Origin of the sequence: Nocardioides cynanchi (assembly GCF_008761635.1) — a bacterium.
Taxonomy (GTDB): domain Bacteria; phylum Actinomycetota; class Actinomycetes; order Propionibacteriales; family Nocardioidaceae; genus Nocardioides; species Nocardioides cynanchi.
Genome location: NZ_CP044344.1, coordinates 134,178 through 148,741, shown reverse-complemented (window position 1 = coordinate 148,741; position 14,564 = coordinate 134,178). Strand labels below are relative to the sequence as shown.

Below are 14,564 nucleotides of genomic sequence, written 5' to 3'. Positions count from 1 at the left end.
TCCGCTCGACCGCCGGGAAACCCCGTCGCGCCTCCTCATAGACTTCGGCCATGACCGAGACCCAGACGCCCGTGTCCACGACGACGCCGCCGCAGCCGGCCGTCGTCGTACCGGACCGGCCGGCGCTCGAGGGCCTCGAGGACAAGTGGTCGCAGCGCTGGGAGGCCGACGGCACGTACGCCTTCGACCGCACCAGGTCGCGGGCCGAGGTCTACTCCATCGACACCCCGCCGCCGACGGTCTCGGGCACGCTCCACTTCGGCAGCGTCTGCTCCTACACCCAGTGCGACCTGATCGCCCGCTACCAGCGGATGCGCGGCAAGGAAGTCTTCTACCCGATGGGCTGGGACGACAACGGCCTGCCGACCGAGCGGCGGGTGCAGAACTTCTACGGCGTGCGCTGCGACCCGGCGGTCCCCTACGACCCCGACTTCACCCCTCCGGAGAAGCCGGACCCGAAGCGCCAGGTGCCGATCGGGCGCCGGAACTTCATCGAGCTGTGCCAGCAGCTGGTCGCCGAGGACGAGGTGTCGTTCGAGGCGCTCTTCCGCCAGGTCGGACTGAGCGTCGACTGGAGCTACCTCTACACGACCATCGGCGACGACAGCCGGGCGACGTCGCAGCGAGCGTTCCTGCGCAACCTGCAGCGGGGCGAGGCCTACCTCCAGGAGTCGCCGACCCTGTGGGACGTCACCTTCCAGACCGCCGTCGCCCAGGCCGAGCTCGAGGCGCGGGAGTATCCCGGCCACTACTACCGGATCGCCTTCCACGGCGCTTCCGGCCCGATCCACATCGAGACCACCCGCCCCGAGCTGATCCCGGCCGTGGTCGCCCTGATCGCCCACCCCGACGACGAGCGGTACCAGCCGCTCTTCGGGACCACGGTCACCAGCCCGGTCTTCGGCGTCGAGATCCCGGTCGTCGCGCACCCGGCGGCCGAGCCGGACAAGGGCGCGGGCATCGCGATGTGCTGCACCTTCGGCGACCTGACGGACGTGCAGTGGTGGCGCGAGCTGCGGCTGCCGGTGCGCACCGTGATCGGTCGCGACGGCCGCCTCCACCGCGACCAGCCCGAGTGGCTCTCCGGCGAGGCCGCCACCACGGCGTACGCCGAGCTGGCCGGCAAGACGACCTTCTCCGCCCGCGAGGCGATGGTCGGCCTGCTGCGCGAGTCCGGTGACCTCGAGGGCGACCCCCGGCCCACGCAGCGGATGGCGAACTTCTACGAGAAGGGCGACAAGCCGCTCGAGATCGTCTCGACGCTCCAGTGGTACGTCCGCAACGGCGGCCGGGACGACGACCTCCGCGCCGCACTGGTCGAGCGCGGCAACCAGATCAGCTGGACACCGCCGTACATGCACCACCGCTACACCAACTGGGTCGAGGGACTCAACGGCGACTGGCTGATCAGCCGCCAGCGGTTCTTCGGGGTGCCCTTCCCGGTCTGGTACCCCCTCGACGCGGAGGGCCAGCCGCTGCACGACCAGCCGATCCCGGCCGCCGAGGCGACCCTGCCGATCGACCCGTCGCAGTCCGTGCCGCCCGGGTACGACGAGTCGCAGCGCGGCGTGCCGGGCGGCTTCGCCGGCGACCCGGACATCATGGACACCTGGGCCACGTCGTCGCTGACCCCGCAGATCGCCGGTCGCTGGGAGTCCGACCCCGACCTCTTCTCCCGGGTCTACCCGATGGACCTGTGCTCCCAGGCCCACGACATCATCCGGACCTGGCTGTTCTCACGGGTCGTCCGGGCCCACTTCGAGGACGGCAGCGTGCCGTGGTCGGACGCCATGATCTCCGGTTTCGTGCTCGACCCCGACCGCAAGAAGATGAGCAAGTCCAAGGGCAGCGTCTCGACCCCGACCGAGCTGCTCGGCCAGTACGGCACCGACGCCATCCGGTGGCGGGCAGCCTCCCTGCGCCCGGGCCTCGACAGCGCCTTCGACGAGCACCCGCTCAAGATCGGCCGGCGGCTGGCGATGAAGATCCTCAACGCCTCGAAGTTCGTGCTCGGGGGCGTCGCGGCCGCACCGGACCCGGGTGCCGTCACCGAGCCGGTGGACCGGGCCCTGCTGGCGCGGCTGGAGACCGTCGTGGACAAGGCGACCACCGCCTTCGACGGATACGACTACACCACGGCGCTCGAGGCGACGGAGAAGTTCTTCTGGGAGTTCTGCGACGACTACCTCGAGCTGGTCAAGGAGCGGGCGTACGACGAGTCCGGCGGCGCGCCCACCGCCTCGGCCAGGGCGACCCTGGCGCTGGCGCTGCACGTCCAGCTGCGGCTGCTGGCGCCGTTCCTGCCGTTCGTCACCGAGGAGGTCTGGTCCTGGTGGCAGGCCGGTTCGGTGCACCGCGCGGCGTGGCCGGTGCGCGCTGAGCTCGGCGACCTCGGCGGCGACCCGGCCGCGCTCGACCACGTGGCCGCCGCGCTGATCGGCATCCGGGGTGCCAAGTCGCAGGCCAAGGTCTCGATGAAGCACGAGCTGTCCGCGCTGGAGCTCCGCGGCCCCCAGCCGGCCCTCGACGCCGTCCGCCTGGCCGAGGACGACCTGCGCCGGGCCGGGCGGATCACCGGCGCGCCGACCTACGTCGTCGCCGACGGTCCCGAGCTGTCGGTCTCCGCGACCCTGGCGGCCACCGAGGCCTGACCGCTGCTCAGCGGTGGTGCCCGTGCTCCGAGTGCTCGTGGTGCCCGTGCTCGTGGTGCCCGTGTTCGTAAGTGCCGTGAGCGTGGTGCCCGTGCTCGGGGTGGCCATGCTCGTGGTGCCCGTGCTCGTGGTGCCCGTGCTGGCCGTGCGTCCCGCCGAGGTGGCGTCCGTGCCCGGCGTTCCGTCGGTGGTCGGCCGTCCCGGCGTGCCGGCCGTGGCGGACCGCGTCGGGAGCCGACGGCCCGGTCGGGGAGACCGGGTCGGCAGCAGCGGAGGAGCGGTGCGCAGGATGTCCGGCCCGCGTGGTCCGGTGACGTACCGGGGCCAGGTGGCCGGTGGCGGTGGTCGAGGTGTCCGCAGGCGGACCCGCCTCGGTCACCGAGCCGCGGGAGGCGTCCGACGAGGCCAGCCCGGTCCGGTGCGCCAGCACCACGCCCTGCTCGACGACCCGGTCGAGCCCACCACCGAGGGCGCGGACGACACGAGGCGGCGACGGCAGCGTGCGGTCGAGCCACGCCGGAGCAGCCTGGCTGCGCACCGACGTGATCAGGAGGATGGCCGCAACGATGGCGACGACGATGAACGCCGCCAACGGCCCCTTCCGGTCGGCGCCCACACGTCCCTCTCCAGCACGTGCCCCCCGGCGCGTGCAGCTGCAGCGCCAGTCTTTCGTGCGGGCGGCGCTTGTCGAGGTCGGATGACCGAAATGGCCAGAATTGACTAGATCGGGCTAGCCCAGAAGGGTGAGCCGACCCTCAGGCGGACTTCTTCTTCTTCGCCTCGGACTCGCGGGGCACCAGCGTGGGTGCCGCCTCGGAGGTGACGACCTCCTCGGTCACGATCACCTTGCCGACGTCGGTCCGCGAGGGTACGTCGTACATCACGTGGAGGAGCACCTCCTCGAGGATGGCGCGGGCGCCACGTGCACCCGTGCCGCGCTCGAGTGCCCGGCCGGCGACGGCCCGGATCGCCTCAGGGGTGAACTCGAGCTCGACGTCGTCGATCTCGAACAGCTTCTGGTACTGCTTGACGAAGGCGTTGCGGGGCACCGTGAGGATCTCCACGAGCGCCTCGACGTCGAGCTTGCTGACGGTCGCGATCATCGGCAGCCGGCCGATGAACTCGGGGATCAGTCCGAACTTGGTGAGGTCCTCGGGGCGCACCTGGGCGAACAGGTCGTCGGCGTTGCGCTCCTCGGCACCGCGGACCTCGGCGGTGAAGCCGAGCGTCTTCTTGCCGACGCGCTGCTCCACGATGTGCTCGAGCCCGGCGAACGCCCCGCCGACCACGAACAGGATGTTGGTGGTGTCGATCTGGATGAACTCCTGGTGCGGGTGCTTGCGCCCGCCCTGGGGCGGCACCGAGGCGGTGGTGCCCTCGATGATCTTCAGCAGCGCCTGCTGCACGCCCTCGCCGGAGACGTCGCGCGTGATCGAGGGGTTCTCCGCCTTGCGGGCGACCTTGTCGATCTCGTCGATGTAGATGATGCCGGTCTCGGCCTTCTTCACGTCGTAGTCGGCGGCCTGGATCAGCTTGAGCAGGATGTTCTCGACGTCCTCGCCGACGTAGCCGGCCTCGGTGAGGGCGGTCGCGTCGGCGATCGCGAACGGCACGTTGAGCATCCGGGCCAGGGTCTGCGCGAGGTAGGTCTTGCCGCAGCCGGTCGGGCCGATCACCAGGATGTTGGACTTGGCGACCTCGACCTGCTCCTCCTTGCTGTGCTTGGCGGAGCTGGTCGTCTGGAGACCGGCCTGGACCCGCTTGTAGTGGTTGTAGACCGCCACCGCGAGGGTCTTCTTGGCCTGCTCCTGGCCGATCACGTAGGAGTTCAGGAACTCGAAGATCTCGCGGGGCTTGGGCAGCTCCTCGAGGCTGACCTCGCTGCCCTCGCTCAGCTCCTCCTCGATGATCTCGTTGCAGAGGTCGATGCACTCGTCACAGATGTAGACGCCGGGGCCTGCGATCAGCTTCTTGACCTGCTTCTGGCTCTTTCCGCAGAACGAGCACTTCAGCAGGTCACCTCCGTCACCGATACGTGCCACGGGCGGTCAACCTCCGGTTCGGCCGGCGCAGGGCCGGTGATCTGTGCTGTACGGGTGAGCCACTCGACGGTACCGCCTGGGAGACCGGTTGGGAGCGCCCAACACGGTAAACCCTGACGGGTCAGGCGAGCGCCGGAACTGCCTTGCGGGACTCCAGGATCCCGTCGACCAAGCCGTACTCGACGGCCTGCTCGGCGGTGAGGATCTTGTCGCGCTCGATGTCGCGGCTGACCTGCTCGGGGTCCTTGCCGCTCGCGTCGGCGATCATCTTCTCCAGCAGCCCACGCATCCGGATGATCTCGTTGGCCTGGATCTCCAGGTCGGAGATCTGGCCGCCGGTGCCCTCGGTGTAGGGCTGGTGGATCAGGATCCGGCTGTTGGGCAGAGCCAGCCGCTTGCCCGGCGTGCCCGCCGCCAGCAGCACCGCGGCCGCCGAGGCGGCCTGGCCCAGGCAGACGGTCTGGACGTCGGGCTTGATGAACTTGATCGTGTCGTAGATCGCGGTCAGCGCCGTGAACGAGCCGCCGGGACTGTTGATGTAGATGCTGATGTCCTGGTCGGGGTTCATCGACTCCAGGCACAGCAGCTGGGCCATCACGGCGTTGGCGACGTCGTCGGAGATCGGGGTGCCGAGGAAGATGATCCGGTCCTCGAACAGCTTGCCGTAGGGGTCGATCCTGCGGAAGCCGTACGACGTCCGCTCCTCCCACTGCGGGATGTAGTAGTTCATCGGTCAGTCCTCACTGCGGGCCGGACGGCCCTCGTCGGCGGCCTCGCTGGCCCGGGTGATCACGCTGTCGATGAAGCCGTACTCGAGCGCCTGCTGGGGGGTGAACCAGCGGTCCCGGTCGGAGTCGAGCTCGATCTGCTCCAGCGACTGACCCGTGTGCAGGGCCTGGAGCTCGGTCAGCTGCTTCTTCAGCAGCAGGCTCTGCTCGGCCTGGATCTTGATGTCGGAGGCCGAGCCGCCGATGCCGCCGCTGGGCTGGTGCATCATGATCCGCGCGTGGGGCAGGGCGTAGCGCTTGCCCTTGGCGCCGGCACAGAGCAGGAACTGCCCCATCGAGGCGGCCAGGCCCATGCCGACGGTCGCCACGTCGTTGGGGATGTAGTTCATGGTGTCGTAGATCGCCATGCCGGCGTCCACCGAGCCGCCGGGGCTGTTGATGTGCAGGAAGATGTCGGCCTTGGGGTCCTCCGCGGAGAGCAGCAGCAGCTGGGCGCAGATCGCGTTGGCGTTCTGGTCGCGCACCTCGGAGCCGAGGAAGATGATGCGCTCCTTGAGCAGCCGCTGGTAGATGTGGTCGTCCAGCCCGTAGCCGGCACCGCCACCGTTCATCTGCGGGGGCAGGGCCCCGGGAGAGGAGATCGTGTTGTCGTTCACGTCTGCGACCCTAGCCGCATCCGCCGACGCTTCCACGCGTTCCGGGGCCCTGTTCGCCGACAGCGGATTTGGGATCAGCCGAGCCAGTCGCGCAGGGCCGCGTGCACGGCGGGGTGGTTGAGCAGGTCGAAGTGGCCGGCCCGCGGCAGGTGCAGCTCGTCGGCCCCGGGGAACAGCCCCGGATGCCGCCGCGAACGCCCGTACGCGGACGGCTGGCGGACCAGCAGGTCTCCCAGGAAGCGACCGACCGGATGCCGTGGTGAGCGGCTCAGGGTCGCCGACACCAGGTGGTAGCGCGCGTGCGGCAGCGGGGGCACGTCGTCGGCCAGCCCCTCGACCAGGTCGTGGACACCGACCGACCGCTGGTCGAGGATCCGTCCGAACGCTGCGGTCTCGGGAAGCCTGGCCAGCGCCCGGGCGCCGGAGCCCACCCCGCCCGCCAGCGGAGCGCCCAGGTGCGGTGTCCCGAGGGTGACCAGGTGGGTGACCCGGTCCGTCCAGGGCCGGTCCTCGTCGGTGCCGACCGCGCAGGCCGCCCGCAGGATCAGTCCGCCCATCGAGTGCCCGACCAGCGCGACCTGCTCCACCGCGACCGGCCACCGGTCGACCAGGCCCTGCAGCAGCAAGGCCAGCGCGACCCCGTTGGCGCGGACCGCGAGCCCGGTGTTGGCACGCAGGAGGACGGGGGTCCAGCCGAGGTCGACGAGCGTGTCGGCGTAGGTCCGGCCGAGCTCGACGCGTCCGCGGTCGAAGGCCTCCTCGTTCTCCGACAGGCCGTGCAGCAGCACCGCGACCCGTGAGGTGGCCCCCGGGTGGGCCGCGGCCAGGGCAGCCCGCTCGAGCTCCACGTCGCGCCCGTCACGTCGTACGGCGAGCGGCACGGCGAGGCGCGGTCGCTCACGCTCCAGCCGGTCACCGATCAGCCCGTTGGCCACCGCGCTCACCAGACGGCCGCGCGGCGACTGCTCCAGGGGCGGGCCCACCTCGCGCGCCGCGAGGGTGCCGAGCCCGGACGACGCCGCACGCAGCCCGAGCCCGAGCCCGCCGTACACCCCCGCGGCGATGCCCCGGTGCACGCGCAGGGACACGTGGGCCGGGCCACGGGCGGGCGGGGCCAGCACGGTGTGCACCCGGTCGGTCCAGGCCAGGTGGGTGTCGCGCACGGTCCGCACCACCAGCTCGTCGACCACCTGGGTGAGCAGGGACGCGGCATCGAGGAGGCGCGGGCCCGAGGCGACTGTCATGAGCCGATCGTGACGAGGTGCGCCGCCCCGGTCAACGACCTGCCCGCGCGCGGCGATGGTCCGGACACCCCGCGCGGAGCATCGGGGTGGGGAGGGCGGGTCAGCCCTCGTCGGTCGCGGTCTCGGCGCCCTCGGCCTCGTCGGTCGCGGCCTCGGCGGCGGCCTCCGTCTCGGCCGGGTCACCGATGGTGCCGTCGGGCCGGAGGTTCTTCAGGTCGACGACGTTGCCCGACGCGTCGGTGACGGTCGCGCCCTCGACCAGCCGGGCCAGCGCCTTGCCGCGCCGGATCTCGCCGACCAGCTCGGGGATGTGGTTGTGCTCGAACATGTGGTTGGCGAACTCCTGCGGGTCCTCACCGGACTGCTGGGCGCGGCGCACCATGTGCTCGGTCAGCTCGTTCTGGTCGACACCGAGCTCCAGCGAGCCGGCGATCTCGTCGAGGACGAACTGGGCGGCGACGGAGTCGCGCACCCGGCGCTCGAGGTCGGCCTCGAACTCCTCGAGGGTCTGGCCCTCGTCCTCGAGGTACTTCTCCAGCGGCATGCCGGCGTAGGCCAGCTGCTGCTCGATGTTGCGGCGGCGCTCGGTGAGCTCGTCGGCGACCACCGTCTCGGGCAGCGGGACCTCGACCAGCTCCAGGAGCTTCTCGAGGATCGCGTCGCGGGCCGCGGCCGCCTGCTCGAGGCGCTTGCCGTTGCCCAGGCGGGTCCGGATGTCCTCGGTCAACTCGTCGGCGGTGTCGAACTCGGATGCCAGCTGGGCGAACTCGTCGTCGTACTCGGGCAGCTCCTGGGCCTGGACCTGCGAGACCCGGACCTGGACCTCGACGTCCTGACCGACGAGGTCGCCGCCGACGAGCTGGGAGGTGAACGTCTTGTCGTCACCGGCGCTCATGCCGGCCAGGGCCTCGTCGAGGCCCTCCAGCATGCCGCCGCGTCCGACGCGGTAGTTCATGCCGCTGACCTCGGCGCCCTCGACGGGCTCGCCGTCCTGGGTCGCGACCAGGTCGATCACGACGAAGTCGCCGTCGGCGGCGGGGCGCTCGACGTCGACCAGGGAGCCGAAGCGCTCACGCAGCGCCTCGACCTGCTCCTGCACGTCGTCGTCGGCGACCTCGACGTCGTCGACCTCGGCGCTCAGGCCGGAGTAGTCGGGGATCGTGATCTCCGGCTTCACGTCGACCTCGGCGGTGAACTCCAGCGCCTCGTTGTCGTCGATCCGGGTGACCTCGATCTCCGGCTGCGCCAGGGGCTGGAGGTCGTGCTCCTGCATCGCCTCCATGTACTTCTGCGGCAGTACGTCGTTGATCGCCTGCTCCAGCACGGCGCCACGGCCGACCTGGCGGTCGATCACCATCGGCGGCACCTTGCCGCGCCGGAAGCCCGGGACGTTGATCTGCTGGGCGATCGTCTTGTAGGCCTTGTCGAGGCTCGGCTTGAGCTCCTCGAACGGCACCTCGACGGTCAGCTTGGCCCGGGTCGGACTCACGGTCTCGACGGCGCTCTTCACTGCAGTGTCTCCTTGTGTGCATGGGCATGCGTGGGGTGTGGCGCCGGGCTGCCTGGCACGTGGACGCACGCGTCGACCCACTCGGGACCGACGACGTCACGGACCCGCCCGCACGGCGCTTCCCAGCCTAGGGCACCCCTGCGCAGGCCCCTCAATTCGCGGTCGCGCAGACCCGGATCGGTCGGGGCGACAGGACTCGAACCTGCGGTCTCCTGCTCCCAAAGCAGGCGCGCTAGCCACTACGCTACGCCCCGCGTGACGGCTCCCGGAGGGCTCCGGAATCCACCAGCGAGCGGACGACGGGAATCGAACCCGCGTCATCAGTTTGGAAGACTGAGGCTCTACCATTGAGCTACGTCCGCGCACGTCGTCCGCGCTCGGGACCCTGCCTCCCGGCCGGATCCGTCCCACGCTCAACGCGTGGTCATGGTGCCACACCGGGCCCGCCGCGACCCACTCCGCCCCGCGCTCCACGGCGCGTGCCGGGGCACCCTCAGTCGCGCCAGACCAGAAGCAGCGCCCGGTCGTCGCCGCGGCTGCCGGTGGAATCGACCAGCTTGGCCGCGCCACCCGTGAAGTTGCTGCGCAGCTGCCGGTCGGCCTGCCCGATCAGCCGGTCGATGCCGATCCCGATGTCGTCGGTCCGGGTCTCGACCATGCCGTCGGTGTAGAGCATCAGGGCGTCACCGGGGCGCAGGACGCCGTCGGAGCAGACGAAGTCGCCGTCGGGGATCAGGCCCAGCATCGGCCCCTCGGAGTCGAGCGGCTTCCAGCGGCCGGCGCCGGCCCGCCAGTGCAGGGCGGGCGGATGGCCGGCGGTCCAGATCCGGAAGGCACCGGTACGCAGGTCGAGGCTGAGGTGGACAGCGGTCGCGAAGCCGTCCTGCCAGGGGTGGTTGAGCAGGTAGACGTTGGTGGCGTCGAGGAACTCGGCGGGCTCGACCGCGGTGACCAGGCCGCCCATGGCACCGGCCAGGAGCAGCGCCCGGCTGCCCGCCCGGTCGCCCTTCCCGGAGACGTCGACCACGGCCACGTCGAGACGCCCGGTCTCGGTGTCGCCGACCACGAAGAAGTCACCGGCGAAGCGCGAGCCACCCGAGGACCGGATCACCGACTCGGCGTGCCAGGGTCGGGGCAGCTCGGGGAGCACCCCCTGGCCCTGGATCCGGTCGCTGAGCTCGGCCAGCATCGACTCGCCCATGCTCCCGGCGATGCCCAGCCGCGAGCGACGGAACGACGTGAGCATGATCAGCAGGGCGATCAGGAAGATCACCACCACCGCCGACGTCGTCCGCGGGGTGAACTGGGGCACCTTGGGCAGCGCCAGCGTGAGCAGCACCAGCTGGTAGACCACGAACCACGGCAGCGGCCGCGGACCCAGGAACAGGCTGCCCATCACCAGCGGCACCGTGATCGTGGTGATGGCCACGACGTTGGGGAAGATCTGCATCGCCACCCCGACCAGGGTGGACAGCACGAACAGGGCGATCAGCGTCAGCCGATCGGGCTGGGAGCCCGAGGTCAGCTGGCGCCAGCGCCGCCGCGACCTGGCGGCGGGAAGACGTCCGGTGAGGGGTGGAGTCATCGGTGTGTGGTCCCGTCCGGCTGTGTGGGGATCACTGTAGAGCGCGCGAGCGGAACCGGCGCTGGCATTGGGGGCACCAGAAGATGTTGCGACCGACCAGGACGTCGGTGCGGACCGTCGTACCGCAGACCAGGCACGGCTGACCGGTGCGGCGGTAGACGTAGACCTCGCCGCCGTGGTCGTCGACCCGCGGTGCCCTGCCCATCGCCTCCGGGGTGTGCTCGGGCCGCACCGTGTCGATCCGGCCGGTGCGCACTCCCTCGGCCATCAGGTCGACCAGGTCGGCCCACATCGCCCGCCACTGCCCCACGCGCAGCGTCCGGCCGGGACGCAGCGGGTGGGTGCGGTGCCGGAAGAGCATTTCGGCGCGGTAGACGTTGCCCACGCCGGCCAGGACCGCCTGGTCCATCAGCAGGTCGCCGATCGCCCGCGGGCTCCGGGAGATCCGCAGCCAGGCCCGCTGCGGGTCGGCGTCCGGACGCAGGGGGTCGGGCCCGAGCTTCGCGACGATCTCGTCGCGGCGGCTGCTCGTCACCAGGTCGCACTGCGTGGCTCCGCGCAGGTCGGCGTACGACGGGTGGCCGGCGCCGGGCGGGACCGGCGCGTGCACCAGCCGGAGCCGCACCTGCCCGACCGGCTCGGGGACCTCGGGCACGTCGCGGTGCACCTCGAACGCCCCGATCAGGCCCAGGTGCACGTGCACGACCCGATCGGCCTCGAAGTCGAGGAACAGGTGCTTCCCCGCCGACTCGGCGGTGACCAGGCGTGCCCCGTCGAGCTGGGCGGCCTCTCCGGCGAACCGTCCCTGCGGGCTGCTGACGCGCAGCGAGCGGTCGGCGAAGGTCTCCGACAGCGAGCTGGCGAGCCGGTGCAGGGTGTGACCCTCAGGCATCGGCGTCCGGGGTGGCGGTGTGGCCCTCGGCGGAGGCCGGCAGGGCGGGCAGGTCGCCGGTGACCTCGTAGTCGGTGAGCATCTTGATCCGGCGGACGTGGCGCTCCTCGCCGGAGAACGGGGTGGCGAGGAACAGCTCGACGAACCCGGTCATCTCCTCCACGGTGTGCATCCGGCCGCCGACCGAGATCACGTTGGCGTCGTTGTGCTGGCGGGCGAGGACGGCGGTGTCGTGGTTCCACACGAGGGCAGCGCGCACCCCCTTCACCTTGTTGGCTGCGATCTGCTCGCCGTTGCCGGATCCGCCGATCACGACACCGAGGCTGCCGTGGTCGGCCGCCACCGCCGCGGCCGCGCGCAGGCAGAAGACGGGGTAGTCGTCCTGGGCGTCGTAGACGAACGCCCCGTGGTCGACGGGCTCGTGGCCGTGGGTCTCCAGCCACGAGATGAGGTGCTGCTTGAGCTCGAGGCCGGCATGGTCGGTGCCGAGGTGGACGCGCATGCCGACAGTGTTCCAGCCACCCCCGACAGCGCGCACCGCCCGTCTAGGATCCGTGCATGGCCGGGCGCGCGGGGACGACGCTCGGCCGCGGCCTGGTCGTGGCCACCACCGGGCTGGCCCTGCTCGTCGCCGGCTGCGGTGGCAGCGGCACCGGCGCCTCGACGGCTCCGCCGTCACCCGCCTCCCCCACCGGGCCCACCGGGCCCACCGCCTCCACAGCGGCCTCGACGAAGGCGTCGTTCCAGCCCGGCCCGGCCGACTTCCGGGCGATCCGGAGCCTGCTCGCGCGCCGTGCCTCCGCCCTCCTCGACCACGACCGGAGCGCCTACCTCGCCACGGTCGACCCCACCCAGCCCGCACTGGTCGAGCAGCAGTCGACCTTCTACGACAACGTCGCCCAGCTGCCGGTCTCGCACCTCCGCTACGGCATCGACACCAGCGCCGCACTGGTCCCGGCCGGGATCCCCGGCCACGACCCGGTGCTGCATCCGGCCGTGGTCGAGCACCTCCAGCTCGCCGGCACCTTCGTCCGCCCGATCTCCAACTCCGTCGACCAGACGTTCGTGCGCCGCGACGGGCACTGGCTGCTCGGGGCCGAGAGCCAGGCCACCGACCGCAACGCCTTCGACGCGGCCCAGGAGCGACCGTGGTTCGGGGTGCCGATCGTCGCCCGCCACGTCGGTCCGCTGACGGTGCTGGTCGACCGCTCCCAGTCGGGCTCGCTCGCCACCCTCAGCACCGCCATCCGCGACGACATCGCCTACGACGCGCACCTGCTGGGCGTCGCCCCGTCGTACCGCCTGCTCGTCGACGCGACCACCAACGGCCTCAGCTACGACTTCAGCTCGTTGAGCACCGAGGAGGCTGCGGCCGTGACGTTCGGCGTCACCGCCACGGACCCGCTCGGCCAGCAGGTCACGGGGTTGGCCGGCACCGCGGTCAAGGTCAACCCGAAGCTGGTGGGCCAGGTGGTCAACGACGCCGGCATCCTGCGGCACGAGCTCACCCACTACCTCCTGCGCGCCTCCAGCGGTTCGTCCCCGAAGTGGCTGGTCGAGGGGGTGGCGACCTGGGTGCAGTACTACCCCGACGACTTCTCGGCGTACACCGTGCCCGCCGACCTCTACGACCGGCTGATGCACGCCGACCGCACCCTGCCGATCATCGGGCTCTTCAACGAGGACCCCTCGGTGAACTACCCGATCTCGCAGGCCGCCGTCACCTGGCTCGTCTCGCACTTCGGCATCGCGAAGCTGCTGGAGCTGATGCGGGCCTACCGCACCGACTACGCCGGTGCCGACGTGGACGCGCTCACGCCACGCCTGCTCCGCCAGGTGTACGGCGTCACGCAGCAGCAGGTCGTGGCCGGCGCGTTCGGGCTGCTGGCGACCTTCCAGCACTGAGTGCAGGCCGGACCGGCCGGACGCAATCGGTTGGACACCCGCGCCACCGCCCGGTTTCCTTGAGGGCATGGCCGACCTCGAGATCCGCGTCGTGCGCGCGACCGACCCCGACCGCTACCTGGCCTCCGACCTGCTGATCTGGTTCTCCGAGCCGGTCAGCGACGAGACGGCCGAAGCGCTGCTGCTCGGGGTCCCGGAGCACCAGCGGTTCGTCGTCGAGCTCCCCGACGCGGATGTCGACCCACGGTTCCACCCCGGCGTCTACGGGGTCCGCCCCATGCAGCTCTCCGTACCCGACGGCACCGGCGCCGGACGTCTCCTGCCGGTGGCGGGCCTCACCTGGGTGGGTGTCCATCCGGACCACCGGCGTCGCGGGCTGCTGACCGCGATGATGCGCCACCACGTCGAGCAGACCCGGAGCGAGGGCGTCCACGTCTCGGTCCTGCATGCGAGCGAGCCGGGCATCTACGGCCGGCACGGCTACGGCCTGGCGTCCCTCGAGCTCTCCGTCGACCTCGGCCGCGGTACGACGTTCGTCGCACCGCACCTGGAGGACGAGGCCGCCGCCCTGGTCACCCGGATGACGAGCATGAGCGACGAGGGGATGGCGGAGCGCCGACGGGCCTGCGAGCTGGCGGTCGCCCCGTCGTGCGTCGGGGCCATCGTCGGCGAGCCGGGGTTCTTCGCCGACCTCACCCACGTCGTACCCGAGGACGTGCGTGACAAGGAGGTGCCGCGCCTCCTCTTCGCGATGCAGGACGGTCGGGACGTCGGCTACGCGTTGTTCCGGCGCACCCACAAGTGGGACAACGCCCGTCCGGGCGCCGTGGTGGACGTGCACGCCCACCACGCGACTCCGGCGGCACACCTCGCCCTGATGCGACGGTTGGTGGACCTCGACCTCGCCGGCACGATCAAGGTGACCGGCGTCGCCCAGGACGACCCGATGCTCTCGTGGATCGCCGGTCCACGGGCCACCGGGAACCTCAACACCTACGACAGCCTGTGGGTGCGGCTGGTCGACCTCCCGGAGGCCCTGGCCGCCCGCGGCTACGAGGCCGACTGCGACGTCGTGGTCGAGGTGGCCGACGAGTCGGCGCCGTGGAACGCAGGCCGCTGGCGGATCAGGGTCGAGCAGGGTGCCGCCGAGGCGACCCGGACCGAGGACGACGCGGAGGTGTCGCTGTCGATCGCCGCCCTCGGCGCGGCGTACCTCGGTGGCGGCAACCTGGCCGCGATGCGACGGGCCGGGCTGGTCGCCGAGCACCGCCCCGGCGCCGTCAGCGACCTGTGGCGCGCCTTCCGTACCGACGTCCCGCCGTACGCCTCGCGCGGCTTCTGACCCGCCGCC

Annotated in this window: 12 protein-coding genes and 2 tRNA genes; 3 read left to right on the top strand and 11 right to left on the bottom strand. The window is 71.4% G+C overall.

Annotated elements, in window-relative coordinates; translation table 11 throughout:
* Positions 1-50: 50 nt before the first annotated feature.
* A complete protein-coding gene (gene valS / locus E3N83_RS00870) occupies positions 51-2,651 on the top strand; it encodes a valine--tRNA ligase (RefSeq protein ID WP_151081546.1) in 2,601 nt (866 codons plus the stop codon).
* Positions 2,652-2,658: 7 nt separating this feature from the next.
* Here valS and E3N83_RS19370 read toward each other — a convergent pair whose 3' ends face one another.
* The 11 genes from E3N83_RS19370 to E3N83_RS00815 all read right to left on the bottom strand — a co-directional run bounded on the left by E3N83_RS19370 (position 2,659) and on the right by E3N83_RS00815 (position 11,810).
* Entirely contained in the window at positions 2,659-3,267 is a 609-nt protein-coding gene (locus tag E3N83_RS19370) for a hypothetical protein (RefSeq protein WP_191907895.1), read from the bottom strand.
* 139 nt (positions 3,268-3,406) lie between these two features.
* A complete protein-coding gene (gene clpX / locus E3N83_RS00860; protein WP_151081545.1) occupies positions 3,407-4,693 on the bottom strand; it encodes an ATP-dependent Clp protease ATP-binding subunit ClpX in 1,287 nt (428 codons plus the stop codon).
* A gap of 121 nt (positions 4,694-4,814) precedes the next feature.
* Entirely contained in the window at positions 4,815-5,423 is a 609-nt protein-coding gene (locus tag E3N83_RS00855) for an ATP-dependent Clp protease proteolytic subunit (RefSeq protein WP_151081544.1), read from the bottom strand.
* Positions 5,424-5,426: 3 nt separating this feature from the next.
* The gene (locus tag E3N83_RS00850; RefSeq protein WP_151084756.1) at positions 5,427-6,032 is read right to left on the bottom strand and encodes an ATP-dependent Clp protease proteolytic subunit; all 606 of its coding nucleotides are present in this window, start codon (positions 6,030-6,032) and stop codon (positions 5,427-5,429) included.
* A gap of 119 nt (positions 6,033-6,151) precedes the next feature.
* A complete protein-coding gene (locus E3N83_RS00845) occupies positions 6,152-7,321 on the bottom strand; it encodes a lipase family alpha/beta hydrolase (protein ID WP_151081543.1) in 1,170 nt (389 codons plus the stop codon).
* A 100-nt stretch (positions 7,322-7,421) separates the two neighbouring features.
* Complete coding sequence (gene tig, locus E3N83_RS00840) at positions 7,422-8,831, bottom strand: trigger factor (RefSeq protein ID WP_151081542.1); 1,410 nt, start codon at positions 8,829-8,831, stop codon at positions 7,422-7,424.
* Positions 8,832-9,012: 181 nt separating this feature from the next.
* Positions 9,013-9,085 (bottom strand) — tRNA-Pro (locus E3N83_RS00835).
* A gap of 37 nt (positions 9,086-9,122) precedes the next feature.
* Positions 9,123-9,193: transfer RNA gene (locus E3N83_RS00830), tRNA-Gly, on the bottom strand.
* 131 nt (positions 9,194-9,324) lie between these two features.
* Positions 9,325-10,416 carry a PP2C family protein-serine/threonine phosphatase gene (locus E3N83_RS00825; protein ID WP_151081541.1) on the bottom strand — a complete coding sequence of 364 codons (1,092 nt, stop codon included), beginning with the start codon at positions 10,414-10,416 and terminating at the stop codon, positions 9,325-9,327.
* 31 nt (positions 10,417-10,447) lie between these two features.
* Positions 10,448-11,308 carry an Fpg/Nei family DNA glycosylase gene (locus E3N83_RS00820; RefSeq protein WP_151081540.1) on the bottom strand — a complete coding sequence of 287 codons (861 nt, stop codon included), beginning with the start codon at positions 11,306-11,308 and terminating at the stop codon, positions 10,448-10,450.
* The gene (locus tag E3N83_RS00815; protein ID WP_151081539.1) at positions 11,301-11,810 is read right to left on the bottom strand and encodes a ribose-5-phosphate isomerase; all 510 of its coding nucleotides are present in this window, start codon (positions 11,808-11,810) and stop codon (positions 11,301-11,303) included. The genes E3N83_RS00820 and E3N83_RS00815 overlap by 8 nt, the downstream gene beginning before the upstream one ends.
* Before the next feature lie 56 nt (positions 11,811-11,866).
* Here E3N83_RS00815 and E3N83_RS00810 point away from each other — a divergent pair, with 56 nt between their 5' ends.
* Complete coding sequence (locus E3N83_RS00810; RefSeq protein ID WP_151081538.1) at positions 11,867-13,213, top strand: hypothetical protein; 1,347 nt, start codon at positions 11,867-11,869, stop codon at positions 13,211-13,213.
* Positions 13,214-13,280: 67 nt separating this feature from the next.
* The gene (locus E3N83_RS00805) at positions 13,281-14,555 is read left to right on the top strand and encodes a GNAT family N-acetyltransferase (protein ID WP_151081537.1); all 1,275 of its coding nucleotides are present in this window, start codon (positions 13,281-13,283) and stop codon (positions 14,553-14,555) included.
* Positions 14,556-14,564: the final 9 nt, after the last annotated feature.